Source organism: Pseudoalteromonas sp. AS84 (genome assembly GCF_038900255.1).
Taxonomy (GTDB): Bacteria; Pseudomonadota; Gammaproteobacteria; order Enterobacterales; family Alteromonadaceae; genus Pseudoalteromonas.
This window is the reverse complement of the sequence record NZ_JBBMQY010000012.1, coordinates 72,262-98,763: the sequence shown is the minus strand read 5'-3', so window position 1 is coordinate 98,763 and position 26,502 is coordinate 72,262. Positions and strand designations below refer to the sequence as shown.

The 26,502-nt window shown below is 40.8% G+C and carries 23 protein-coding genes; 18 read left to right on the top strand and 5 right to left on the bottom strand.

Annotated elements, in window-relative coordinates; genetic code table 11:
• Positions 1 to 192: 192 nt before the first annotated feature.
• The 14 genes from rpsB (at position 193) to WNY79_RS13280 (ending at position 13,555) form a co-directional block, all read left to right on the top strand.
• Positions 193 to 921 carry a 30S ribosomal protein S2 gene (gene rpsB, locus WNY79_RS13345; protein ID WP_024599057.1) on the top strand — a complete coding sequence of 243 codons (729 nt, stop codon included), beginning with the start codon at positions 193 to 195 and terminating at the stop codon, positions 919 to 921.
• Positions 922 to 1,024: 103 nt separating this feature from the next.
• Entirely contained in the window at positions 1,025 to 1,876 is an 852-nt protein-coding gene (gene tsf / locus WNY79_RS13340) for a translation elongation factor Ts (RefSeq protein ID WP_008168613.1), read from the top strand.
• Between the two features lie 157 nt (positions 1,877 to 2,033).
• The gene (pyrH, locus tag WNY79_RS13335) at positions 2,034 to 2,783 is read left to right on the top strand and encodes a UMP kinase (protein WP_024596498.1); all 750 of its coding nucleotides are present in this window, start codon (positions 2,034 to 2,036) and stop codon (positions 2,781 to 2,783) included.
• 13 nt (positions 2,784 to 2,796) lie between these two features.
• Entirely contained in the window at positions 2,797 to 3,354 is a 558-nt protein-coding gene (gene frr / locus WNY79_RS13330; RefSeq protein ID WP_024599058.1) for a ribosome recycling factor, read from the top strand.
• A gap of 58 nt (positions 3,355 to 3,412) precedes the next feature.
• On the top strand, positions 3,413 to 4,192 hold the full coding sequence (locus WNY79_RS13325) for an isoprenyl transferase (protein ID WP_342876086.1): 780 nt from the start codon (positions 3,413 to 3,415) through the stop codon (positions 4,190 to 4,192).
• Between the two features lie 19 nt (positions 4,193 to 4,211).
• A complete protein-coding gene (locus WNY79_RS13320) occupies positions 4,212 to 5,078 on the top strand; it encodes a phosphatidate cytidylyltransferase (protein WP_076924457.1) in 867 nt (288 codons plus the stop codon).
• The gene (gene ispC, locus WNY79_RS13315; protein ID WP_170071879.1) at positions 5,075 to 6,280 is read left to right on the top strand and encodes a 1-deoxy-D-xylulose-5-phosphate reductoisomerase; all 1,206 of its coding nucleotides are present in this window, start codon (positions 5,075 to 5,077) and stop codon (positions 6,278 to 6,280) included. Before WNY79_RS13320 ends, ispC begins: the two co-directional genes overlap by 4 nt.
• Position 6,281: 1 nt before the next feature.
• Positions 6,282 to 7,634, top strand: coding sequence for a sigma E protease regulator RseP (gene rseP / locus WNY79_RS13310; protein ID WP_342876085.1), 1,353 nt, complete (start codon positions 6,282 to 6,284; stop codon positions 7,632 to 7,634).
• Between the two features lie 96 nt (positions 7,635 to 7,730).
• Positions 7,731 to 10,202: an outer membrane protein assembly factor BamA gene (gene bamA, locus WNY79_RS13305; protein WP_024599063.1), complete on the top strand. Its 2,472-nt coding sequence runs from the start codon at positions 7,731 to 7,733 to the stop codon at positions 10,200 to 10,202.
• Between the two features lie 11 nt (positions 10,203 to 10,213).
• Positions 10,214 to 10,732 carry an OmpH family outer membrane protein gene (locus tag WNY79_RS13300; protein ID WP_007580993.1) on the top strand — a complete coding sequence of 173 codons (519 nt, stop codon included), beginning with the start codon at positions 10,214 to 10,216 and terminating at the stop codon, positions 10,730 to 10,732.
• 7 nt (positions 10,733 to 10,739) lie between these two features.
• Positions 10,740 to 11,762: a UDP-3-O-(3-hydroxymyristoyl)glucosamine N-acyltransferase gene (gene lpxD / locus WNY79_RS13295; protein WP_076924455.1), complete on the top strand. Its 1,023-nt coding sequence runs from the start codon at positions 10,740 to 10,742 to the stop codon at positions 11,760 to 11,762.
• A 26-nt stretch (positions 11,763 to 11,788) separates the two neighbouring features.
• Positions 11,789 to 12,241, top strand: a complete 453-nt coding sequence (gene fabZ / locus WNY79_RS13290; protein WP_024599065.1) for a 3-hydroxyacyl-ACP dehydratase FabZ — start codon at positions 11,789 to 11,791, stop codon at positions 12,239 to 12,241.
• A 2-nt stretch (positions 12,242 to 12,243) separates the two neighbouring features.
• The gene (lpxA, locus tag WNY79_RS13285) at positions 12,244 to 13,014 is read left to right on the top strand and encodes an acyl-ACP--UDP-N-acetylglucosamine O-acyltransferase (RefSeq protein ID WP_182674384.1); all 771 of its coding nucleotides are present in this window, start codon (positions 12,244 to 12,246) and stop codon (positions 13,012 to 13,014) included.
• A gap of 148 nt (positions 13,015 to 13,162) precedes the next feature.
• On the top strand, positions 13,163 to 13,555 hold the full coding sequence (locus WNY79_RS13280; protein ID WP_342876084.1) for a septal ring lytic transglycosylase RlpA family protein: 393 nt from the start codon (positions 13,163 to 13,165) through the stop codon (positions 13,553 to 13,555).
• On the opposite strand, the gene cydC is transcribed toward WNY79_RS13280, so the two are convergent.
• Genes cydC through WNY79_RS13255 form a run of 5 tightly spaced genes read right to left on the bottom strand, consistent with a single transcriptional unit; the run spans position 13,538 to position 19,955 of the window.
• Positions 13,538 to 15,283 carry a thiol reductant ABC exporter subunit CydC gene (gene cydC / locus WNY79_RS13275; protein WP_342876083.1) on the bottom strand — a complete coding sequence of 582 codons (1,746 nt, stop codon included), beginning with the start codon at positions 15,281 to 15,283 and terminating at the stop codon, positions 13,538 to 13,540. The two genes, WNY79_RS13280 and cydC, sit on opposite strands and share 18 nt — an antisense overlap.
• On the bottom strand, positions 15,276 to 17,069 hold the full coding sequence (gene cydD / locus WNY79_RS13270; protein ID WP_342876082.1) for a thiol reductant ABC exporter subunit CydD: 1,794 nt from the start codon (positions 17,067 to 17,069) through the stop codon (positions 15,276 to 15,278). The genes cydC and cydD overlap by 8 nt, the downstream gene beginning before the upstream one ends.
• On the bottom strand, positions 17,059 to 17,223 hold the full coding sequence (gene cydX, locus WNY79_RS13265; protein ID WP_002958303.1) for a cytochrome bd-I oxidase subunit CydX: 165 nt from the start codon (positions 17,221 to 17,223) through the stop codon (positions 17,059 to 17,061). The genes cydD and cydX overlap by 11 nt, the downstream gene beginning before the upstream one ends.
• A 12-nt stretch (positions 17,224 to 17,235) precedes the next feature.
• On the bottom strand, positions 17,236 to 18,375 hold the full coding sequence (cydB, locus tag WNY79_RS13260) for a cytochrome d ubiquinol oxidase subunit II (RefSeq protein WP_342876081.1): 1,140 nt from the start codon (positions 18,373 to 18,375) through the stop codon (positions 17,236 to 17,238).
• Entirely contained in the window at positions 18,372 to 19,955 is a 1,584-nt protein-coding gene (locus WNY79_RS13255; RefSeq protein ID WP_076924450.1) for a cytochrome ubiquinol oxidase subunit I, read from the bottom strand. Before WNY79_RS13255 ends, cydB begins: the two co-directional genes overlap by 4 nt.
• Positions 19,956 to 20,256: 301 nt before the next feature.
• Between WNY79_RS13255 and lpxB the strand changes: the two genes are divergently transcribed.
• The 4 genes from lpxB to accA are packed head-to-tail and all read left to right on the top strand — an operon-like array spanning position 20,257 to position 26,473.
• Positions 20,257 to 21,414, top strand: coding sequence for a lipid-A-disaccharide synthase (lpxB, locus tag WNY79_RS13250; protein ID WP_342876080.1), 1,158 nt, complete (start codon positions 20,257 to 20,259; stop codon positions 21,412 to 21,414).
• The gene (gene rnhB / locus WNY79_RS13245) at positions 21,404 to 22,006 is read left to right on the top strand and encodes a ribonuclease HII (protein ID WP_294120171.1); all 603 of its coding nucleotides are present in this window, start codon (positions 21,404 to 21,406) and stop codon (positions 22,004 to 22,006) included. The genes lpxB and rnhB overlap by 11 nt, the downstream gene beginning before the upstream one ends.
• A gap of 2 nt (positions 22,007 to 22,008) precedes the next feature.
• The gene (gene dnaE, locus WNY79_RS13240; protein ID WP_342876079.1) at positions 22,009 to 25,500 is read left to right on the top strand and encodes a DNA polymerase III subunit alpha; all 3,492 of its coding nucleotides are present in this window, start codon (positions 22,009 to 22,011) and stop codon (positions 25,498 to 25,500) included.
• Positions 25,501 to 25,516: 16 nt separating this feature from the next.
• The gene (accA, locus tag WNY79_RS13235) at positions 25,517 to 26,473 is read left to right on the top strand and encodes an acetyl-CoA carboxylase carboxyl transferase subunit alpha (RefSeq protein ID WP_024599973.1); all 957 of its coding nucleotides are present in this window, start codon (positions 25,517 to 25,519) and stop codon (positions 26,471 to 26,473) included.
• The last annotated feature ends 29 nt before the right edge of the window (positions 26,474 to 26,502 follow it).

Sequence of the window (26,502 nt, the reverse complement as noted above, 5' to 3'; positions counted from 1 at the left end):
GTATAAAGCGCGCCGTCTTTTTACAAATAAATTCTTAAATGATTTTTTGTATTTAAGGCAAACACAATTTTATTTTAACACACACACGTATCGTCACATACACTTGGGTGCATTTGAAGTTTAATTACTTCGGTGTTGGTGCTATGGGATATGTGGAGGCCTAACCCTAAACAACTATAGAGGATCTATAAAATGGCAAACGTTTCAATGCGCGATATGCTTCAAGCTGGTGTTCACTTTGGTCACCAAGCACGTTACTGGAACCCTAAGATGAAGCCTTTCATCTTCGGCACACGTAACCGTGTACATATCATCAACCTTGAGCAAACTGTACCAATGTTCAACGACGCACTTAAGTTTTTATCAAGTGCTGCAGCAAACAAAGGTAAAGTTCTTTTCGTTGGTACTAAGCGCGCAGCAAGCGACGCAGTTAAATCAGCTGCTTTAGAAAGCGACCAGTTCTTCGTAAATCACCGTTGGTTAGGTGGTATGTTGACTAACTGGAAAACTGTACGTCAATCAATCAAGCGTCTTAAAGACCTTGAAGCACAAAGCCAAGACGGAACTTTCGAGAAGTTAACTAAGAAAGAAACGTTAATGCTTAACCGCGAAATGGAAAAGCTTGAAAAGAGCCTTGGTGGTATCAAAAACATGGGCGGTCTTCCAGACGCGCTTTTCGTTATCGATGCTGACCACGAGCACATTGCTATCCGTGAAGCAAACAACCTAGGTATTCCTGTTGTTGCAATCGTTGATACTAACTCTAACCCAGACGGTGTTGATTACATCGTTCCAGGTAATGATGATGCTATCCGTGCTGTAAGCCTTTACACTAGCGCTGTTGCAGCTGCTATTACTGAAGGTCGCGAGAATAACATCGTTGCTCAAGCTGAGAAAGACGATTTCGTTGAAGCTGAGTAATTAGCTGTCATCAAGTCTTCATCTTTTTAAGGTGAAGACTTGCTATTCTTGTCGAGCGGGTAACCCGCTTATCTAACCTGATTTCAGATTTGAGGATTTACTAATGGCTGTAACTACTGCCCTAGTTAAAGAATTACGCGAGCGCACAGGCGCTGGCATGATGGATTGTAAAAAAGCGTTAACTGAGACTGATGGCGACATCGAGTTAGCGATTGAAAACATGCGTAAAAGTGGCGCTGCTAAAGCTGCTAAAAAAGCAGGTAACATTGCTGCTGAAGGTACTATCATCATCAAGCAAAACGCTGGTGTTGCAGTGCTAGTAGAAGTTAACTGTCAAACAGATTTCGTTGCAAAAGACGTAAGCTTCTTAGCATTTGCTAATAAAGTTGCTGACGCTGCAATTGCTGACACTATCTCTATCGAAGACTTACAAGCTAAGTTTGAAGAAGACCGTGTTGAGCTAGTTACTAAAATTGGCGAAAACATCAATGTACGTCGTTTACAGTACGTAACTGGTGAAAACCTAGTTGAGTACCGTCATGGCGATCGTATCGGTGTTGTTGTTGCAGGTGTTGCTGATGAAGAAACACTTAAGCACGTTGCAATGCACGTTGCTGCATCTAGCCCTGAATACCTAACACCTTCAGATGTACCTGCTGACGTTGTTGAAAAAGAAAAGCAAGTACAAATCGAAATCGCGATGAATGAAGGCAAGCCTGCTGAAATCGCTGAGAAGATGGTTGTTGGCCGTATGAAAAAATTCACTGGTGAGGTTTCTCTTACTGGTCAAGCTTTCATCATGGAGCCTAAAAAATCTGTTGGCGATATTCTTAAAGAGAAAAACGCAACAGTTACTAGCTTCGTACGTGTAGAAGTTGGTGAAGGTATCGAGAAGAAAGAAGAAGATTTTGCTGCTGAAGTTGCTGCTCAAATCGCTGCTGCTAAAGCTAAGTAAGATTACTATTTGTGAAGCAAAAGGAAATTAGATGCAATTAAAGTACTATTTGGTTTTGCTTCGCAGCTAGAAATTCTTTAAAATAACCGCGCTTTTATGTTTAACATAAGCGCGGTTATTTTTTATCCATAATTCAATAAAAGTTGGCCCCAATACTATGACTATCAATCGCAAACCTATTTTTAGACGTGTTCTTCTCAAATTAAGTGGTGAAGCTTTAATGGGAGACGAAGGCTTCGGCATTGACCCTAAAGTTTTAGACCGTATGGCACAAGAAATTAAAGAGCTAGTTGAGCTCGACGTAGAAGTGGGTTTAGTTATTGGTGGAGGTAACTTTTTACGCGGTGGGTCACTTGCAGAAGCAGGTATGAATCGCGTAGTGGGCGATCACATGGGTATGCTTGCAACGGTTATGAACGGCCTTGCAATGCGTGATGCGCTACACCGTGCATTTGTAAATTGTCGTTTGATGTCGGCTATTCCGCTTAATGGTGTATGTGACGCTTATAACTGGGCTGAAGCAATTAGTTTATTGAAAACTGGCCGCGTTGTTATTTTTGCAGCGGGTACTGGTAATCCATTTTTTACTACCGATTCTGCAGCATGTTTACGCGGTATCGAAATTGAAGCAGATACAGTAATTAAAGCGACTAAAGTTGATGGCGTATACAGTGATGATCCTGTTAAAAACCCAGAAGCAACGCTTTACAGCCATTTAAGCTACAATGAAATCATTGAAAAAGAATTAAAAGTTATGGATTTAGCGGCATTTACTTTAGCCCGCGATCACAATATGCCATTGAGCGTATTTAACATGAATAAATCAGGCGCGCTAAAACGCGTAATTATGGGTGAAGAAGAAGGAACACTTATTTCTTCACAAGCCTCAGATGAAATAATCAAATAATTAGGATTACACCGTGATTAACGATATTCAAAAAGACGCGCAAGCGCGCATGCAAAAAAGTGTAACAGCACTAGGTAGCCAATTATCTAAAATTCGTACTGGCCGTGCACATCCTGCAATTTTAGATGGCATTATGGTATCGTACTACGGAGCACCAACGCCTTTAAACCAAGTTGCTAATGTAACAATTGAAGATTCTCGTACACTGGCTATTGGTGTATTTGATAAGTCTTTAGCGCAAGCTGTTGAAAAAGCAATTATGGCGTCTGATTTAGGTTTAAACCCTATGTCGGCAGGAACTGTTATTCGTGTACCACTTCCTCCACTTACAGAAGAACGTCGTAAAGACCTAATCAAAATTGTACGCGCTGAAGTTGAAGGCGGTCGTGTTGCTATTCGTAACATTCGTCGTGATGCTAATGGCGATGTAAAGGGTTTATTAAAAGATAAAGACATATCTGAAGATGAAGCGCGTCAATCAGATGATGCGATTCAAAAGCTTACTGATAAGTTTATTAAAGAAATGGATACTTTATTAGCTGCTAAAGAAACAGAATTGATGGAAATCTAAGCAACTAAAATTATTAGTTTTGAAACGCCGTCTAGGGTATACTAGGCGGCGTTTTTTTATGGAATACTCGATATTTATGGTTCTAGATGCTGACACAATTTCACAGCAATGTTTACCCAAACATGTTGCTATCATCATGGATGGGAACGGACGTTGGGCGCAAGCTAGAAATAGACCTCGTGTGTATGGGCATAAAAAAGGCGTAGACGCAGTTCGTCAATCTGTTCAGTTTTGTACTAAATTAGGGATACAATCGTTAACCTTATTTGCTTTTAGTAGTGAAAACTGGCGCCGCCCTGAAGACGAAGTAAACACTTTAATGGAGCTTTTCTTATTTGTTTTAACAAAGGAAGTTAAAAAGCTTCATAAAAACAATGTAAAACTGACCATTATTGGAGACTTATCACGATTTTCTGAAGGATTATGTAGCAAGGTAGACGCTGCGCATAAGCTGACTGAAAATAACACCGGGCTGTGTTTAAATGTTGCAGCCAATTATGGTGGTCGTTGGGATGTTGCCAATGCGGCTAAACAACTTGCTTTGCAAGTTGCGCAGGGCACACTCAACGCAGAAGATATTACAGAAGAGCGCTTAGCACAGCATATGAGCATGGCAGATCAGGCAGAACCTGATTTGCTTATTCGCACTGGTGGCGATGTTCGTATTAGTAATTTTTTACTATGGCAAGTTGCTTATGCAGAACTTTACTTTACCGAGACACTTTGGCCTGATTTTAATGAAGCAGCATTTGCTGAGGCCATTGCGTGTTACGTTGCCAGAGAGCGACGTTTTGGTTGTACGGGCGAACAAATAAAACAATTACTCGCTCAAACCTAAATAGAATAAGGGTCACATTTTGTTAAAACAACGAATTTTAACCTCACTTGTGCTTGCACCATCAGCATTGGCTTTGGTTTTTTATACACCGCTTACGTTATTTAGTTACTTTGCTGGTGCAATCGTATTATTAGGCGCATGGGAATGGTCAGCATTTATGGGCTTATGTAACAAGCTCAAACGTGGCGCCTTTGTTGTGTTGATTGCAGCCTTACTTGGCCTGCTTAATTTACATTGGCCTATTGAATCATTATGGGAAAATGGCAAGCTAGTAGGTGATGCAAATTATTTATTTACGCTTTCGTTTGCTTGGTGGATTGTTGCTAGTTATCTAATTTGGCGCTACCCAGAAATGGCTAAAGCGTGGAATGAAGGCTTAGTTATGCGCGGCATTGCAGGTTTATTAACGCTTGTACCGTTATGGCTTGCACTAAATACATTACGTAGCGCGCAGTACCTTGAATCAACTCATTTTGGTTCAGTTCTAATTTTAGTCGTACTTGGTATTGTATGGAGCGCCGATGTGGGTGCTTACTTTACAGGTAAGAGTTTTGGTAAACATAAATTAATGCCTAAAGTAAGCCCTAATAAAACAATTGAAGGGTTAGCAGGCGGTGTAGTTGCTTCTATTATTTTTGTATTAGCATTTTGCCACTTTACCGATGTTGATTTAGTTGTATGGCCTGTGTACGCGATAATGACAGCATTTATTGCTTTGTTTTCTGCGGTAGGTGATTTACTGGAAAGTATGTTTAAACGCGAAGCTGGTTTGAAAGATAGCGGTCGATGCTTACCAGGGCACGGCGGTATTTTAGATAGAATTGACAGCCTAACGGCTGCTGCTCCAATGTTTGTTATGTGCTATGCGTGGACTCTTAGTTTATGAGCCAAAAGCAATTGCTGGTTATTTTAGGCGCAACAGGCTCAATTGGTTTAAGTACACTTGATGTTGTATCGCGCAATAAAGAGTTATTTGATGTTTTTGTTTTGGCAGCAGGACAAAATGCAAAAAAAATGGCGGAGTTGTGTATTGAACATGAACCGCTTTATGCAATTATGGCCAACCAGCAGGCCGCAGAGCAGTTATCTGCTTATTTAGCTAATACCCAGTGCCAAACTCTTGTTATGCACGGTGAGCAAGCAATGAGCGATTTATGCGCTCACCCTGATGTTGACATTGTAATGTCGGCAATTGTAGGTGCAGCGGGTTTACTGCCAACATTAAGTGCTGTTGAAGCAGGTAAAAAAGTACTGCTTGCTAATAAAGAATCTTTAGTTATGTCAGGTCAGTTGTTTATTGACAAAGTTAAACAACATAAAGCCACTTTGCTGCCAATAGACAGCGAACATAATGCAATTTTTCAATGCCTACCTTCTTCGTTACAAAATGCCAAAGGCGATCAAAAACTACAGCAACATGGCGTAAGTAAAATTTTGCTTACCGGCTCTGGTGGGCCATTTTTAACGCGCGACATAAACACATTAAAAGATGTAACTATAAGTGAAGCCGTAGCGCACCCTAATTGGTCGATGGGTCAAAAAATATCAGTAGATTCCGCAACTATGATGAATAAAGGCTTAGAGTTTATTGAAGCTAAGTGGTTATTCAATTGTGATGCGAGTGATATTGATGTGGTTATTCATCCGCAAAGTATTATTCATTCAATGGTGCAGTACCATGATGGCTCTATTTTAGCGCAAATGGGCAACCCCGATATGCGTACACCTATTGCACACGCGCTTGCATATCCTGAGCGAATTAATGCGGGTGTTAAACCGTTAAACTTCTCTGATATTTGTGATTTTTCGTTTACTAAACCTGATTTTTCTCGTTACCCAAATTTACAATTAGCGATTGATGCGTGTAGTGCAGGGCAGGGCGCAACAACAACGGTTAACGCAGCAAATGAAATAGCTGTGGGCGCGTTCTTAAACGGTAAAATTGGTTTTACCGATATATACAAAATAAATGCACAGACGCTAGAAGCTGCAACTTACACCAATGTGCAAAGCCTAGATGAAATTTTAGAGTGTGATAAATTAGCGCGTATTAGCGCTTCAGAATTTATAACAAAAGTGGCGCATTAATATGTTTGATTTTTTTTGGAATCTTGGCTCGTTTATTTTAGCGCTTGGTATTTTAGTGGCCATACATGAATATGGCCATTTTTGGGTTGCACGAAAAATGGGCGTTAAAGTGCTGCGTTTTTCAATTGGTTTTGGTAAGCCACTGTTAAAATGGCATGACAAATATAATACCGAATACGTGATTGCCGCTATTCCATTAGGCGGATATGTAAAAATGCTTGATGAGCGAGTTGATGACGTACCAGCAAATCAACGTCACTTGTCGTTTAACGCTAAATCTGTACAAGCCCGTATTGCTATTGTTGCTGCGGGACCAATGGCTAACTTTTTGTTTGCCATTTTTGCTCTTGCGGTGATGTATATGGTAGGTGTGCAGTCGGTAAAGCCAGTTGTTGGCAGCATAACCGAAGGCAGTCGCGCAGAGCAGGCAGGCATTATGCCTTCTCAACATATTATAAAAATTGGTGATGATGACATAACGACATGGCAAGATGCCACGTTTGCGCTTATGTCTAACTTAGGCGAAGAAAGCGTTGAAGTTATTGTTCGTGATAAAAACCTGCAACCACGTGTTAAAACGCTTAATTTAGAGGAGTGGAAGCTTGATCAGCGAGACGTACCACCACTAAGTTCGTTGGGTATTGTGCCATTTAGACCTCAGGCAACTTTAACAATAGCCGCCGTAACTAAAGACTCAGCCGCAGAACACGCTAATTTACAAGTTAACGACACAATTTTAGCTGTAAACGGTGAAACAATAAGCAATTGGCAGCAATTAGTTAATCTTATTACGCAATCAGCTAACAAATCTTTACAATTTAGTGTAAAAAGACAAGATACTATACAAGCCATTACAGTTACCCCTAAAGGGCGCATAGATAATAACGGTATTGAGCAAGGCTTTTTAGGTGTTGCTCCTGTTGTTCAGCAATGGCCTGATGGTTATGTAGAGACTAGACATTACGGCCCGCTCGATAGTATCGTGCGAGGCACAAAAGAAACGTGGCGCTTAATTACTCTCAGTTTTGATATGATTGGTAATTTAATTACAGGCCAGGTTTCGGTTAAAAATTTAAGTGGTCCTGTGGGCATTGCAGTCGGCGCTGGAACTAGCGTAAGCTATGGGTTAGTGGCCTTTTTAAGCTTTCTAGCTTTAATAAGCGTTAACTTGGGTGTATTTAATTTATTACCCTTACCAGTGCTTGATGGCGGACACTTAATGTATTACATAATTGAACTTTTTCGTAAAAAGCCGGTCTCTGAAAAGACACAAGAGTTTGGTTTTAAAGTGGGTGCCTTGTTGCTCATTTTTCTAACATGTTTCGCTTTGTTCAATGATGTATCGCGTTTGTAGTTACAGCGTGGCAAATTACTAATTAGAACACGATTGTAAAGCACCACTAGTAAGGTGTTATGCGGTAATACAGTTGTAAAGGATAAAGATAATAAAATGGCTATAAAAAAACATTTGGCAATAACAAGTTTATTGGGTGCAAGTTTTGCAGCCCTAGGCCAAAACTCCTTTATTGTTGAAGACCTAAAAGTTGAAGGTTTGCAGCGCGTAGCACTTGGTGCAGCGCTAACACATATTCCTATTAACGTAGGCGATAATGTTGATGACTATACGATTTCAAAAACAATAAAGTCACTTTATCGTTCAGGGCACTTTGATAACATAAAAGCACTTCGTGATGGCAACAACGTTATTTTTAAAGTAACGGAACGTCCTACCATCAGCTTTATTGAGTTTGAAGGCAATAAAGACATTAAAGACGAGCAGCTTAATGAGTCTCTTGATCAGCAAGATATTCGCCAAGGTGAACCACTTGATAAAACCGTTATCGATAGTATCGAAAAAGGCTTAGTTGAGTTTTTCCACAGTATTGGTAAATACAACGCTAAAGTAGACATCAGTATTACTAAGCTGCCACGTAACCGCGTTAAACTTAAGTTAGAGTTTGATGAAGGTGATGCTGCTTCTATCCGCCAAATTAACTTAGTGGGTAATGAACTTTTTTCTAATGAAGAGCTTCTTAAACTTGCTGAATCGCAGCAAGATTTACCTTGGTGGCAGTTTATGGGTAGCGACCGCTACCAAAAGCAAACCATTGAAGGCGATTTAGAAAAAATTCGTAGTTATTATTTAGACCGTGGTTACCTACGTTTTAATATCGACTCAACGCAAGTTTCAGTGAGTCCTGAACGTGAATCAGTTTACGTTACAGCTAACTTAACTGAGGGCGTAAAATATAAAGTTAAAGGTTTTGACTTTATTGGTGACTTGCTTGGTCGTGAAGACTTAATTAAAAGTGTTATCCCCCTTAGAGCGGGTGAGCTTTATAACGGCTCTGTAGTTACTTCATCTGAAGAGTTTATTAAAAGCTACTTAGCACGTTTTGGTTATGCTAATGCTGAAGTTCGTACAATTCCAGAAATTGACGACGAAAACCAAGAAGTGCAATTAACACTATCGGTTAATCCAGGTAAGCGTGTATACGTTCGTCGTATTATTGTTGGCGGTAACCAAAATACGGCTGATGAAGTACTTCGTCGTGAAATGACACAACTTGAAGGCGCATGGTTATCTAATCAAAACCTTGAGCGTTCAAAACTGCAAATTCAACGCCTACCTTACATGGAAACTGTTGATTTTAACGTAGTGCCTGTACCGGGTGTGGATGACCAAGTTGACGTAGACTTTACTGTAAAAGAGCAATCAGCAGGTAGCTTTAATGCTGGTCTTGCTTATGGCTCTTACTTAGGTCTGCAGTTTAATATTGGTGTAACAGAATCTAACTTTTTAGGCACAGGTAACCAAATTGGTTTAAACCTTAATACGTCTACAGGTTCTGAAAGCTTAAGCTTATCGTACACAGACCCGTACTTTACGCCAGATGGTGTATCGCAAGGCAGTAGTATCTTTTACAGAAACTACGATGCAAGTAAATTTAGTCTTGTTGAATATAAATCGAAAAGTTATGGTTTAGGCACAAATATTGGTTTTCCAATTGATGCTGTAAATCGTGTTAACTTTGGCGCTCGTTGGATTAAAGAAGAGCTTTCGGATATTGCAGAGTACGAGCAAACGCGTGTACTTCGTGAAACATTCTTAGATCCAGATAACCCAGATGCAGGCTTTGACTTTACTAAGTATGAGCTGAGTGTTGGTTGGTCGCGTATTACCGTTAACCGTGGTTTATTCCCAACAGCGGGTTCGCGTCAAACTCTAAACTTAACAGCAACAACGCCTAACTCAGATCTTCAGTACTTTAAACTGAATTACGATTCGCGTTTTTACTGGCCTATATCAAATGATCACCGTTGGGTATTCTCAACGCGTGCAGCACTTGGTTATGGTAATGGTTATGGTTCTACAAATGGGTATGAGCAAACACTTCCATTCCAAGAGTACTTCCGTATAACTGAAATGGAACTTCGTGGCTTTGACCGTAATACAATATTACCACGTGCTGTATCACGTATACCGCAGTCTATTCCGGGTACGCCAGGTGCAGACGGTACTACAACCGGTAGCATTGGTGGCGCATCAGAATTTGATATTCTAGTGCCACAAGGCCGTATTGGTGGTAATGCTAAAGCAGTGGCAGGTATGGAGCTAATTGTTCCTACGCCATTCTTAGATGAAGAAAATACCAGCTCTGTACGTACTAGCTTCTTTGTTGATGCTGCAAACGTATGGGATACTGAGTTTAACGTAGACCGCTATCAAAACTTAGGCGTTGATGAACGTGCTAAGTTAGATGACTATTCAGACCCAATGCGCTTTAGGGTTTCAACCGGTCTTTCATTACAATGGATCTCTCCAATGGGTCCAATGCTGATCAGTTTTGCGTATCCATTGCAAAAAGAAGAAGATGACGATACGAAAACCATCAGCTTTAACATTAGTAACACTTTCTAAAGGAGTTTTTTGTGAAAAAATTATTTAAATCAACAGCTGTAGCAGTTTTAGCAACTTTAATGATGGGTACTTCTGTGAATGCATTTGCACACAAAGTAGGTATTGTTGATATGCAGGAAATCTACAAGCAAATTCCTCAAATGGCTAAAATTGAACAGTCTTTACAAACTGAGTTTGCTGAACGTCGTCAAGAGCTTGAAAAGTTACAAGGCGATATTCGTTTTGAAGCTGAAAAATTTAAACGTGAAAGTACCACTATGAGCCAAGCTCAAAAAGATACGTTACGTGAAAAAATTCAAGGCATGCAAAAAAATCTTGCTGAACAGGGTCGCCCTTTAGAGCAAGAAATCAAAGCGCGTCAAAACCAAGAGCTTGCAAAAGTTCAAGGTGTAATCATCAAAACAATTGAAGAGATTGCTAAAGACGGCGACTTCGACGAAGTTAAAGTAAAAGACACTACTATTTACTTTAACCCTAAAGAAGTGACTGATCTTTCATCTAAAGTTGTAGCCGCTGTTAGTAAGAAATAATCACTCTATGCAAAATTATACGCTTTCGCAAATTGCGGAACTTCTAGGCGCCGAACTTCAGGGTGATGGCGCTTTAGAAATAAAAAAAATAGCGACACTTGCAAATGCCCATTCTGGGCATATTGCATTTTTAGCGAACTCAAAATATCGCTCGCAACTTGAGACTACTCAAGCCAGCGCTGTAATAGTAAGCCAAGCTGATGCAGAGTACTTTAGTGGTAGCAAAGTTATTGTTGCTAATCCGTATGTAAGTTACGCAAAATTAGCGCAATTTATGGATACTACACCACGCTCAGCCTCGACGGGTATTCATCCAAGTGCAACTGTTCATTCAACAGCGATTGTTAGTGATAGCGCCGCTATTGGTGCTAACGCAGTCATTGAAGCTGATGCAGTGATAGGTGACAACGCGCAAATTGGTCCGAACAGTTTTATCGGGGAACGTGTTAAAATAGGTTCAGGCACTAAGCTTTGGCCTAGTGTGACTATTTATCACGATGTTGAAATTGGTTCAGATTGTTTGTTTCAAGCAAATAGTGTTGTAGGTAGTGATGGATTTGGCTATGCAAATGAGCGCGGGCAGTGGGTTAAAATACCTCAGCTTGGTTCAGTGATCATAGGCAACAAAGTTGAAATTGGTGCTAGTACGACAATTGATCGTGGTGCACTGGACAATACCATCATTCATAGCAATGTTATTATCGATAATCAGTGTCAAATAGCGCACAACGTTGAAGTTAATTCAGGCACCGCAATTGCGGGCTGCACTGTTCTTGCAGGAAGCGTTACCATTGGCAAGAACTGTCAAATTGGTGGCATGGTTGCAATTAATGGTCACATGTCTGTATGTGATGGTGTTATAATTACCGGCATGAGTATGGTGACAAAATCAATCACCGAACCAGGTATTTACTCATCTGGTATGCCCCATACAACAAACAAAGAATGGCGTAAAACTATTGCTCACTTGCGTAACCTTTCAGATATGAAGTCTCGTCTTAAAGCGCTTGAAGCATTGGCTAAGTCATAATATTGAACACTAATAAGGATGCTATTTTGGCAAACGAATTAAATAGCCTTGATATTCAAGAAATTTTAGCTTTATTACCGCATCGTTACCCGATGCTACTAATTGATCGTGTTATCGATTTTACTCCAGGTAAATCTTTACATGCTATTAAAAATGTTTCTATAAACGAACCTATTTTCACTGGGCACTTTCCAAACCAGCCTATCTTTCCGGGTGTGTTAATTTTAGAAGCGATGGCACAAGCAACGGGTTTATTGGGTTTTAAAACGGTTGAAAATCGCAGCGAAAATGAGCTTTATTTGTTTGCAGCTGTTGATAATGCGCGCTTTAAGCAACCCGTAATACCAGGCGATACAATGCATCTTCATGTTGAGTTTTTAAAAGAACGTCGCAACATTTGGAAGTTTTCTGCAGAAGCAAAAGTCGACGGCAAAGTAGTATGTAGTGCCGAAATTATGTGTGCTAGAAGAGAGTTTTAATAGTGATCCATTCTACAGCAATAATCGAACCTGGCGCTAAACTAGGCAACAATGTCTCAGTTGGTCCGTATAGTTATATTGGCAATGATGTTGTTATCGGTGATAACTGTATTATTGAGTCTCACGTTGTTGTTAAAGGGCCGTCAACTATTGGCTCTGGCAATCATATTTTTCAATTTGCGTCTGTAGGCGAAGCCTGCCAAGACAAAAAATACAATAACGAGCCAACTACATTGATCATGGGTGATAACAACGTTATCCGTGAATGTGCCACAATTCACCGTGGAACGATTCAAGACCAAGGCGTTACTAAAATTGGTAGTAATAATTTGTTTATGGCTTATACCCACGTTGCACATGACGCGGTAATTGGCGATAACGTAATTTTTGCTAACAACGCAAGTGTAGCCGGCCATGTACATGTTGGTGACTGGGTTATCCTTGGTGGTAATTCGGGTGTTCATCAGTTTTGTAAAATTGGTGCACATGCCTTTATTGGTATGTATTCTGGTGTTAACAAAGATGTACCACCATTTGTTACTACCATTGGTATGCCTGCAGGTCCTGCAGCTATCAATAAAGAAGGCATGAAGCGTCGTGGTTTCGAAAGTGATGAAATTATGGCTGTACGCCGTGCATACAAAGCATTTTATCGTAAAAGCTTAGGTGCAGAAGAAGCTATTGAGTCGCTTAGTGAGGATGCCGCAAAGTATCCTGCTGTGAAATTGATGGTCGACTTTGTTAAAAGCTCAGAGCGCGGTATCGTAAGATAATTCGCGAGTTTTGCTATAAGCATTTAAAAAACCACCCTAGATGATAAATCGAAGGTGGTTTTTTATTGCCCATGGTTAGACCCAATTCAGTTAATACTCAGCGAACTCAAGTTAGTATGCATCTAATTTGTATAATAAAAGTCATCCTATGCGTTTACCTAAGTTAGTTGTCACTCTTTTTATTACTTCAGCTTTAGCCGCTTGTAGTAGCCAGCCTATTGTTAAATCATCTACTGGGGAAATCACACAAGTTGGGAAAGCATCTTTTTATGCTGATAAATACCACGGGAGAACAACTGCCAACGGAGAGCGCTTTAGCCAACAAGCTGCAACGGCTGCCCATTTAGAATTCGATTTTGGTACTAAAGTAATTGTTACCAACCTAGCTAATAATAAATCAGTCACAGTAAGAATAAATGACAGAGGCCCGTATGTGCGAGGTCGTATTATTGATTTATCAAAAAGTATGTTTAAAAAGATAGCCGACCCTAAAGTCGGCGTTATAGACGTGTCTGTAGAGGCATTAAAACCGGGTAGTTAGTCCTACATAATCTGGATAAGCGCTACTGAGCTCTTTGTGAGAGCCTTGTGCCACTACTTTACCGTCTTCTAGCCATACAACATTATCCATTTGAGTAAGAAGAGCCGGATCGTGCGTAATTGTGAGTACACTCGCGTTATTCATAACATGCATGATTGCTTGCATTACCCCTTGCTTAGATTGATTATCGAGACCTTCTGTTGGTTCATCAAGGACTAAAATAGCAGGGTTTTTAAGTAATGCTTGCGCGATGGCTATACGCCTAGATTGGCCCTGCGATACGTTACGTCCGCCAGTGCCTAATCGTGTTTTTAAGCCTTCTTTTAGTTCATTAAACCATGGGCTTAATTGCGCTAACGTTAGCGCTTCAATCATTTGCTCTTTAGTGGCACTCGGCGCGGCATAACGCAAATTTTCACTCAGTGTGCCATCAAAAATATGATGCTGCTGAGCGAGTATATTTATTACGTTTGCGCGTATATCGCTATTTAATGAATGTAAATTAACAACACTATTTTGATTATTTAGAGTGATGCTCCCTTGTTGCAAAGGCCATAAACCAGTAAGTAAATTTACAAGCGTGGTTTTACCGCTGCCGCTTCTACCGACAATCGCTACTTTTTGCTGAGGCATCAGCTCAAAGCTAACATCAGTTAGTGCTATTTGTTCACCATATTGATAGCTGATATTAATAAGTGCCAATGTGTTATTTTGCGGACTAAATTTTTCATCAACGTCTACATGTGTATCTTTAACTTGTGAGTTAGCTGCTTTATCCTCAAGCGAAAATAATCGCTCTGCTGCTTTTAATACACTAGGAAGCTCTATAAACGCGTTAGGTAGTAGCAATACGCTTTCAAAACTTGCCAGTACAAATAGACTTAACATAGCAAGTTCTACATTTACCATACTGTTGGCGTAAACCAGCGGGACAATGGTAGCTATGCTAGCAAGCATGGCTAATTGAACAACCAACAAGCTCAACCCATCTGAGTTTGCCAGTGCTTTGTGGCGAATAAATAATTGCTGATTATACTGCTCACTTAATTCGTCGCACTTATTAAGCTGCTGCGAACGGGCTTGATAAATACTAAGCTCTCTAAGCCCTGTGAGTGTATCTGAAAGCTCAGAGCGAAGTTGTGCACTAAGTTGTGTTTCTTTATGGCTGTTTTTAGTGAGCTTTGCGCTGAGTAGGGCAGGTATAACCACACCAATAAGTATAATACCAGTAAAGCAAATAAGGGCGACGTTGCCATTATAGGCCGACATAAACAACATGATGATTGGCACACTCAAAAGAGCGACCAGCATAGGCAGTAAAACGTTTAAATAAAACTTGTCGAGTGCGTCTACATCGTTTTGTAATCGGTTAACTAAATCGGCGCTGCGGCTCATTGCTAAATCAACGTTGTTAAGCTTACTTAACGTTGCAAATACATTGGTACGTATTTCACTTAGTAATAAAAACGTGGCGTTATGAGTGACCAAACGTTCTCCATAGCGCGATGCAGTTCGTACGATTGCTAAAAACCGAATCGTACCTGCTGGAGTAAAGTAGTTCATTTGCACGCCCGCAATACCTGCAGCCGCCATTGATGCTAAAAACCAGCCAGATATAGCCAATAAACCCACATTAGCTAATACCGTAATCGTCGCTAAAAATGTGCCTAGTAGCATTGCTTTGTAATGAGGAGCACAAAGCTTTAATAAGCGAATAAAATTATGCATGCGCCACCCCTTCCTTAGCCGTTTTTAATAAGTTAGCAAATACACCATTTTGCGCTGCAAGTTTCTCAAAGTGACCTTGCTCAGCTATCTTTCCATCGTGCATAACAATTATATTACTAGCGTGTTTAACGGTATTTAATCGATGAGCAATGACTAATACTAAGTTGTTTTTAGCGTATTCATTAATAGCATCTTGAATAAGCTGCTCTGTTTGGCTATCAAGGTGGGCTGTAGGCTCATCAAGCACTAAGACTGGTGCTTGCTTTATAAATGCGCGAGCCAGTGCGATGCGTTGCTTTTGTCCGCCAGAAAGCCCCTCTCCTTGCTCACCTATCTGGGTGTTAAAACCATCGGGTAGGGTATTTATAAATTTAAGCACGCCAGCTTGGTTTGCTGCATGTTCAAGCTCTTGTTGAGTGGCATTCGGTTTGGCCAATTTAATGTTGGCAGCAATGGTGTCGTAAAACAGCGTCGCTTTTTGTGGTATCCATGCAATGTTATTTTGCAGGTAAGTAATATCGGTTGTGCTTAAACTCTGCTCATTAATAGATAGGTGGTTTATCACCTCAGGATGAAACCCTAATAGGCAATCAAACAACGTACTTTTACCTGAGCCACTACTGCCCACAACTGCAATTAAGCCTTTATTTGGCAGTGTTAAATTTATATTTTTAATGCCTTCGTTACTATCTGGGTATATAAAATTAAGGTCGGTAATATTTATGGAGTTAATTGCATTTAAAGTTAAATTGTTTTCAGGCGTGCTTGTAGTCACTGACGCATTTTCGTCACTTGGCAGTGGTGCATTTAAAATCGCAACCATATCGGCCGCTGCACTAATGCCTTGTAAGCGTGCATGGTAATGGCTACCCAGTTGGCGCAGTGGTAAATAAAATTCAGGCGCTAAAAGTAGCACCACAAAGCCAGTGGCAAAATCAAGAGTGCCAAAAAACAGTCTAAAACCAATAATTACGGCAACGAGTGCTACGCTAATGGTTGCTAAAAACTCAAGTGCAAATGATGATAAAAACGCGATTTTTAAAACATCGAGTGTAGCGTGTCTAAAATCATCTGAAATTTTAGCTATTTGTTTCAGCTCGGTACGTGTTGCATTAAATAGCTTGAGTTGAGTTAAACCTTGTACGCGGTCAAAAAAGTAATTGCCTAGCACGGCAAGTTGCTTCCAGCGTTTTTGGTTTAAAGCTTCGGCTTTTGAGCCTACCAAAATCATGAAAAAAGGAATGAGCGGGGCGGTTAATAAAAATATCAGCCCAGCTTTATAATCTGTCGGAAAAATAACAACCAATATTGCCAGCGGAATAAGCGCGCTGTAAGCAGCACCGGGTAGATATTTAGCATAATAGTCGTGGAGTGCTTCTACGCCATTATGCAGGGTATTTAATGTAGCGCCTTGGCCGTGTTGTTCTATATAGCTTGGCCCAAGTAAGCTGAGCTTATTTAGAAGTGTTTGGCGCATAGCCGATTTTATTTTAAGTGCAGCATATGCACTCAAGCGTTCGCTTAATGCTAAAAACACCGCGCGCAATAAAATAATGCCTGCTAAGGGCCATAGTAAGTGAGTAACTTGGGCTAAATTATTACCTTCAAACATTACATTGTGAATAGTTTGCGCAAGTAAATAAGCACCCGCAATCATTAGTAATGCGTTAAAAGTACCCAGTGCAATGCTTAACTTTAACCACACTGCAGCGGGTTTACTTTGACGCTTTAAAAAAGCGCGCAGTGATTGCTGCTGCGCGCGATCTGGTCGGGGGTTAGTCGTCATCTTTTGTGTTGTTAGCATCGTTTAATAAATCGTGCATGGCTTGTTCATCATCAGCAATGCTGTTTTTATTTTGATGAAATTCGTACCACATTACATTTATTACACCTAAGGTACAGGCCAAAAGTACACCTAAAATCCAAGCGAAATACCACATAGTTTAGTCTCCTTAGTAGCTACCGTGAGTGTTGTTTTCAATTTCTTCAACCGTTACTCTGCGCCACATTTTAACGTAACACCAAGTGGTATAAGCTAAAATAAGTGGAACAAAAATACACACTGCAACAAACATTACATTGAGCGTTTTATGGCTCGATACCGCATCCCAAATTGTTAAGCTAATATTAGGGTTATTACTTGATGGCATAATAAATGGGAACAGTGAAACACCGGCTGTCATAATCACGCCAATTAACATTAAGCTTGTTGAAATAAGTCCAAGTGCTGGCTTATTTAATTTAGAAAACACAAGTGCACTTAATGCCATTGCAAAGGCTAAAATAGGGAAGATCATTGTCCACGGACGATCGCTGTAATTACTTAACCAAGCACCTTGCGCTGTAGTGACTACTTTAGCTAAAGGGTCTGCATGACTTTGCGTATCAGCCATTGATACAATTTGGTAACCCGTTAAATTAGCAACCCAAAAGCCAGCTGCTGCAAATAACACAATAAATACAATTAGTGAATAACGCCCATATTGACCCGAACGCTCAGCTACTGCATCGGCTGTACGAAGTTGTAACCACATACCTGCATGAGCAACCAACATAGTAATACTAACTAAGCCAGCAAGTAATCCGAATGGGTTTAGTAAGCCAAAGAATGAGCCTTGGTAGCTAACACGCATTAGGTTATCAATATTAAACGGTACGCCTAAAAATAAATTACCAAATGCAACGCCAAAAACGAGAGCTGGAATTGCGCTGCCTGCAAGCAAGCCCCAATCCCAGTTGTTGCGCCAGCGTTTTGAGTCTACTTTACTGCGGTAATCAAACCCAAGTGGTCTAAAAAACAAAGCAAATAGTACTAGCATCATGGCAAAGTAAAAGCCCGAAAACGCGGCAGCATAAACCATAGGCCACGCTGCAAATAACGCGCCGCCTGCAGTTATAAACCATACTTGGTTACCATCCCAGTGCGGGCCAATGGTATTAATTACCGTACGTCGCTCTGAGTCAGTTTTACCAACTAGGCGAAGCAACATAGCAACGCCCATATCCATTCCATCGGTAATAGCAAAACCAATAAGCAGCACACCAATGATCAACCACCAAAGCATTTTTAATGTTTCATAATCAAAAATCATGATTGCTCTCCTTTAGTTTGCTCAGCTTTGTTTGGTAATTCAAAATGGTATTTACCAGTATGTAGAGAGCTTGGTCCTTGCTTAACAAAGCGAATCATCAACCAACCTTCAACTATGGCTAAACCAGTGTAGAAAACAATAAACCCAGTTAAGCTAATTAAAATATCGTTTACTGTCAGTGACGACGTCGCTAAAAAAGTCGGCAGTATTTCAGATATTGCCCAAGGTTGACGGCCATACTCAGCAACTATCCAGCCAAATTCAATAGCTATCCAAGGTAGCGGAATGCTCAATACTGCAGCCCATAACAACCAGCGCTTTTGCTCAATAACGCGATGTGCGTTGTAGTAAAATGCCAATATAAATACACCAAGCATGGCTACACCACAGGCAACCATAATCCTAAATGACCAGAACATAGGGCCTACTTTAGGGAATGAGTCTTTAACGGCTTTTTGAATGTGCTCTTCGGTAGCATCTACAACATCAGGTGTGTAGCGCTTAAGTAACAAGCCATAGCCTAAATCGTCTTTGATAGAATTAAACTTGGCAATATTTTCTGGTGTATCTTCGCCGTTTCTGAGCTTTGTAAGGTATTCATAAGCAATCATACCGTTGCGAATACGTACTTCGTGTTGTTTTTCTAGGTCGTTAATACCCGTTACTTGCTCATCAAGTGAACGCGTAGCAATTAATCCCAGTGCATAAGGTATTTTAACCGCAGCATGTGTTACTTGCTCTTCTGAATCAGGAAAACCAAATGCGGTAAACGCAGCCGGAGCTTCTTCTGTGTGCCACTCAGCTTCAATTGTTGCAAGTTTTACTTTTTGAACTTCACCTACCTCGTAGCCTGATTCGTCACCGAGTAAAATTACACATAAAATTGACGCTAAACCAAAGCCCGATGCGACCGAAAAAGAGCGTTTAGCAAACGCTAAATCACGGCCTTTTAATATGTACCAACTGCTTATGCCCAATACAAACATAGAAGCAGCTACATAGCCTGCCGATACAGTATGAATAAACTTAACTTGTGCTACAGGGTTAAATACAAGCTCTGCAAAGCTTGTCATTTCCATGCGCATGGTTTGATAGTTGAATTCAGCACCTACTGGGTTTTGCATCCAGCCGTTGGCAATTAAAATCCACAGCGCCGACATATTGGTACCAATAGCCATTAAAAAGGTTGCACCTAAATGTTGGCGTTTAGAGAGTCTATCCCAGCCTAAAAAGAACATACCTACAAAAGTCGATTCTAAAAAGAATGCCATTAAACCTTCAATAGCAAGGGGAGCCCCAAAAACATCACCCACGTAATGCGAGTAATAAGACCAGTTAGTACCAAACTCAAACTCCATGGTAAGGCCTGTCGCCACACCAATTGCAAAGTTAATACCAAACAATTTTCCCCAAAACTTAGTCATGTCACGATAAATTTCGCGACCGGTCATAACATAAACCGATTCCATAATAACTAAAATCCAGGTCATACCTATAGTTAGCGGTACGAATAAGAAATGAAAGAGAGCGGTAACAGCAAACTGTAATCGCGATAGATCCACAAAGGTTTCATCTATCATTATTGGCTCCTTGAGAGTGACGGATTAACAGGACAATATTTAATTGGCAAAGTTAATATTTAATGAACTTTCAGTAATTACTGAAAGTTTGTAATATTATTTACGTTTGTGCAATTTTTGTCAATATGTATATTAGTAAAACTTAATATATATTTTATATGCTACATCAGTATTAAAAACAAACAATACAATAAATTAAATTTAATGATAAAAAACCAGTTATTTAAAGCGTTTAACCAAACAGTAAAACACGGTAAACTAATACTCATGAACGCCTGGTTTACTTGTGAAATAAAATCAAATGAATAAAGATAAAAAACAACTACGAATTGGTATTGTGGCAGGTGAACTGTCGGGCGATATTTTAGGCGAAGGCTTAATTAAAGCCCTTAAAAAGCACTTCCCGGATGCTATTTTTGAAGGTATAGCCGGGCCTAAAATGCAAGCGCAAGGCTGTAAAACACTTTACGACATGGATGAGCTTTCGGTAATGGGACTTGTTGAGGTACTTGGTCGTTTGCCGCGTTTGCTTAAAATACGTAAACAACTCGTGCAGCATTTTGTAGATAATCCACCTGATGTATTTATAGGTATAGACGCACCCGACTTTAACTTACGTGTAGAAAAACCACTTAAAGATGCGGGCATTAAAACCGTACAGTATGTAAGTCCGTCTGTTTGGGCGTGGCGCGAAAAGCGTATTCATACAATTAGTGCAGCGACTAACTTAGTGTTGGCGTTATTACCATTCGAAAAAGAATTTTATGATAAACACCAAGTGCCATGTACATTTGTAGGGCATACTTTGGCTGACGATATAGCGCTTGAGCACGACGATAGTAAAGCACGTGCAGAACTCGGCTTAAGCCTTGATGACAAAGTACTGGCGTTGCTACCTGGTAGTAGAGGCTCTGAAGTTGGCTTACTAAGTGAAACTTACATTAAAACAGCCGCGCAGTTGCAAGCTAAAAACCCAAATCTTAAAGTTGTGGTGCCACTGGTTAACGAAAAACGCAAAGCGCAGTTTACTGATATATTAAATGCTACCGCGCCAAACCTTAATGTTAACCTGCTTGATGGACAATCAAAATTAGCTATGCAAGCTGCTGATGCTATTTTATTAGCGTCGGGCACCGCAACACTTGAAGGCATGCTTTATAAAAAGCCAATGGTAGTGGGCTATAAAATAAAGCCTTTAAGCTATTGGATTTTTAAAACCTTATTTACGTTTAATATTAAGTACTTTTCGCTGCCTAATTTATTAGCCGACGAAGAGCTAGTACCTGAGTTTTTACAAAGTGAGTGTAATGTGGCTAATTTAACAAATGCGCTTACTCCTATGCTTAATACAGATAACATTGAACTAAAAGCACGCTTTTTAGCTATTCACGAAAAAATTAGATTAAATGCCAGCGAACAAGCAGCCAATGCTGTGGCGGAGTTAATAAATGCAAATTGATAGACCCAACGTAGCCTTAATTGCCGGTGTAGACGAAGTAGGGCGCGGCCCACTTGTTGGCGACGTAGTCACTGCCGCCGTTATTTTAGATCCCACTAAACCTATTGCAGGCTTAGCAGATTCTAAAAAATTAACAGATAAAAAACGCCAAGCACTCGCGATTGAAATAAAAGAAAATGCATTGTGTTACGCCTATGGTCGCTGCAATCCGACAGAGATTGATGAATTAAATATTCTGCACGCAACGATGCTTGCCATGACCCGCGCAGTAGAGGCGTTAAGCACACAACCTGAATTTGTATTTATAGATGGTAATCGTTTGCCTAAATTAGCAATGCCAGCGCAAGCCGTTGTTAAAGGCGATAGCTTGGTAGCTGAAATATCAGCCGCGTCTATTTTAGCTAAAGTAGCGCGTGATGATGAAATGATTGAACTTGATAAACGCCACCCAGAATATGGCTTTGCAGGGCACAAAGGATATCCGACTAAAGCGCATTTTGCGGCGCTTGAACAGTACGGCGCGATTGACGAGCATCGTAAAAGCTTTAAGCCTGTGCAACGTGTATTGGCGCAAGCCAATGGCGAGGGTTAAGCATGGCTGCTCCTGATTTTGTCCATTTAAGGGTTCATTCTGACTTCTCGATGGTTGACGGCCTCGCTAAAACAAAGCCGATAGTCGCTAAAGCGCAAGAGCTGCAAATGCCTGCGATTGCGATTACCGATCAAATGAACTTTTGTGGCTTAGTGCGCTTTTATGGCGCCACGCATAACGCCGGTATTAAGCCTATTGTGGGGGCAGATTTTTGGGTTCGTAGTCCTGAATTTCCTGACGAGCCAAGCCGCTTAACCATATTAGCCAAAGACAACGACGGCTATAAAAATATTACCTTGTTAATATCTAAAGCGTATCAGCGTGGGCATGTGTTTCATCGGCCAGTGATTGACCGAGAATGGCTGGTGGAACATAAAACGGGCTTAATTATTCTCTCTGGCGCTAAAGACGGTGACTTAGGTAAAGCGTTATTAAAAAATAACCCAAGTGTCATTGAATCGGTAGTTAGTTTTTACAAGCAGCATTTTAGCGATAACTACTACCTTGAGCTTGTTCGCACCAATCGACCGCTTGAAGAAGACTACTTACACATGGCGGTAGAGCTTGCTACCAAAGAGCAGTTACCTGTTGTAGCCACCAACGAAGTAGTGTTTTTAAAGCCAGAAAACTTTGAAGCGCACGAAATTCGCGTTGCTATTTTTGACGGCTACACGCTGGATGATAAACGCCGCCCTAAACGTTTCTCTGAAGAACAATACCTAAAAACATCAGAGCAAATGGCAGAGCTGTTTAGCGACATTCCAGAGGCTTTACAAAACACGGTAGAGATAGCTAAGCGTTGTAATGTAACTGTTCAGCTAGGGACTTACTTTTTACCTGATTACCCAACTGGCTCACTTAAGATTGATGAGTTTTTAGTTAAAGTGTCACAAGATGGTCTTGAAGAGCGATTACAGTTTTTATTCCCCGATGAAGAAGAGCGAAAAGTAAAACGTGTTGAATACGACGAGCGACTTGATATAGAACTTGGCGTAATTAACCAAATGGGATTCCCAGGTTACTTCTTAATCGTAATGGAGTTTATTCAGTGGAGTAAAGATAACAATATTCCTGTTGGACCTGGTCGTGGTTCAGGTGCGGGTTCGTTAGTTGCGTACGCACTTAAAATTACCGATTTGGATCCACTTGAATTCGACTTGCTTTTTGAGCGATTTTTGAATCCAGAACGTGTATCAATGCCCGATTTCGACGTCGATTTCTGTATGGATAGACGTGACGAGGTAATTGATCACGTGTCGGCTTTGTATGGTCGAAACGCCGTATCGCAAATTATTACCTTTGGTACTATGGCTGCAAAAGCGGTAATACGCGATGTAGGGCGAGTGCTTGGGCATCCTTATGGGTTTGTTGATCGTATTTCAAAAATGATTCCAGGCGATCCTGGGATGACGCTTGCTAAAGCGTTTGATATAGAACCACGCTTGCAAGAAGCCTACGATGGCGACAACGAAGTAAAAGATTTAATCGACATGTGTCGCATCCTTGAAGGGTGTACACGTAACGCGGGTAAACATGCGGGTGGCGTAGTAATATCGCCAACCACTATTACCGACTTTGCCGCGCTTTATTGCGATGACGAAGGTAAGTTTCCGGTCACACAGTTTGATAAAAATGACGTAGAAACGGCAGGCTTAGTTAAGTTCGATTTCTTGGGTTTACGTACACTGACTATATTGCAGTGGGCGGTCGATATGACCAATGTGCGCATGGAGCGCCAAGGTAAAGACCCTGTCGATATAAACACTATTCCACTGGATGATAAAAAAAGTATTGAGTTACTACTTCGCGCTGAGACTACCGCTGTATTCCAGCTAGAGTCGCGCGGTATGAAAGACTTAGTACGCCGACTTAAACCCGACTGCTTTGAAGATATGATTGCACTTGTGGCCTTGTTCCGACCAGGTCCGCTGCAATCAGGTATGGTAGATAACTTTATCGACCGAAAATTGGGCCGAGAAGAAATCTCATACCCAGATGCGCAATATCAGCACGAAAGCTTAAAACCAATACTTGATCCAACGTACGGTATTATCTTGTATCAAGAGCAAGTAATGCAAATTGCGCAAGTACTAGCAGGCTACACGCTAGGTGGCGCCGACATGCTGCGTCGTGCAATGGGTAAGAAAAAACCCGAAGAAATGGCAAAGCAGCGTTCAACGTTTGAAGATGGCGCAAGAAATAACGGCATTGACGGCGAGCTCGCGATAAAAATCTTCGACTTGGTAGAAAAATTCGCTGGTTACGGCTTTAATAAATCTCACTCAGCGGCATATGCACTCGTTTCGTATCAAACGCTGTGGATGAAAACGCATCATCCTGCAGAGTTTATGGCTGCGGTAATGTCGGCTGATATGGATAACACCGACAAAATCGTTATTTTGGTGGATGAATGTGAAAACATGAAGCTCACCTTATTGCCGCCAGATGTGAATGCAGGTGAGTTTAAGTTTACAGTAAACTTGCAAGGCGAGATTGTTTACGGCATTGGCGCGATAAAAGGTGTGGGTGAAGCACCGGTTGATGCAATATTAGAAGCACGTGCGAAAGGTGGCCCATTTAAAGATTTATTTGATTTTTGTGCCCGAGTTGATTTAAAACGCTTAAATAAACGTGTCACTGAAAAATTAATTTACTCAGGTGCACTAGATAATTTAGGGCCAGAAAAAACCCAATCTGGACGTGCTACATTACTGGCCAGTTTAAAAGATGCAATGCGTGCAGCTGATCAACACAACAAAGCTGAGCTATTAGGGCAAAGTGATTTGTTTGGTTTATTAGCCACCGAGCCTGACGAAGTTGAGCAAGCCTTTATTAAGGCCACAGGACTCACCGATAACGAATGGTTAGATGGTGAAAAAGAAACGCTAGGTCTTTATTTAACTGGGCATCCAATAAATCAGTACCGACGTGAGCTTAGGCATTATACCAGCGGAAAAATAGTTGATTTACAGCCAACTAACCGTGATGTATTTGCAACGGCCGCAGGTTTAGTGATTGCTTCAAGGGTATTAATTAATAAAAAAGGAAATCGTTGGGCCTTAGTAACTTTAGATGACAAGAGTGCACGGATTGATGTACGCTTGTATTCAGACGAGTTTGAAAAGTACCAAGATATGCTCCAAGTTAACAATATCTTGGTAATATCTGGACAGGTCAGCTTTGATAACTTCTCCGGTGGTATTACAATGACCGCCAGAGAAATAAACACCATTGCTCAAGCGCGTGAAAAACGTATTAAAGCGATTAAAATGACGCTGAACATGGTGCAAGTCGAGGCAGGTTTCTTCGATAAATTACAAAAAGTACTCGAACCCTATAAAATGGGAACGTGTCCGATCAAGGTTTATTACCAACGTCCAGATGCGTTGGCTCAATTAACTCTTGGGATCGAATGGTGTGTTACGCCAAGTGACGACTTAATACATAAGTTATCATTAATGGCAGCGCAAGATGTAGAACTAGAATTTAACTAATTAGGTAGTTTAGAGCATGAGCCTCAATTATCTTGATTTTGAGCTTCCAATTGCAGAATTAGAAGCAAAAATTGAAGAATTACAAAATATAAGCCGCGCTGGCGAATTAGACCTTGAGTTAGAAGAGGAAGTCAGCAAACTAAAAGAAAAAAGTGCCAAACAAAAACAGGAGATTTTTTCTAATTTAGGCGCTTGGCAAGTATCACAGTTAGCACGTCATCCGTTGCGTCCTTACACTCGAGATTATATCGAGCGCATTTTCACGGAATTTGACGAGTTTGCTGGCGATCGTACTTTTGCTAACGATCCGGCTATTTTAGGTGGCGTTGCGCGTTTAGATGGCGAACCAGTAATGGTTATTGGCCAACAAAAAGGCCGTGACACTGCTGAAAAAATTAAACGCAACTTTGGTATGCCAAAGCCAGAAGGTTACCGTAAAGCATTACGCTTAATGGAAATGGCTGAGCGTTTTAAAATGCCAATCATGACTTTTATCGACACACCGGGTGCATACCCAGGCGTTGGCGCTGAAGAGCGTGGTCAATCTGAAGCAATCGCACGTAACTTAAAAGTAATGGCGACACTTAAAGTGCCGACAATATGTACGGTTATAGGCGAAGGGGGTTCAGGTGGTGCATTAGCGATTGGTGTTGGCGACAGAGTTAACATGTTGCAATACAGCACTTATTCTGTAATTTCGCCTGAAGGTTGTGCGTCAATTCTTTGGAAAAGCGCCGACAAAGCACCACTTGCAGCAGAAGCTATGGGTGTAACCGCAGAGCGCGTGAAAGAACTAGATTTAATCAGTAATTTAATTGATGAACCTCTAGGTGGAGCGCACCGCAATTACGATGGTATGGCACGTAACTTAAAAGAACGCCTAAAACGTGACTTAGCTGATCTTCAAGCGCTTACGCTTGAAGAAATGCTTGACCAACGTTACAAACGTTTAATGTCGTTTGGTTATTGCTAAACGCATTAAATGTTAAAAAAAAGCCGCTT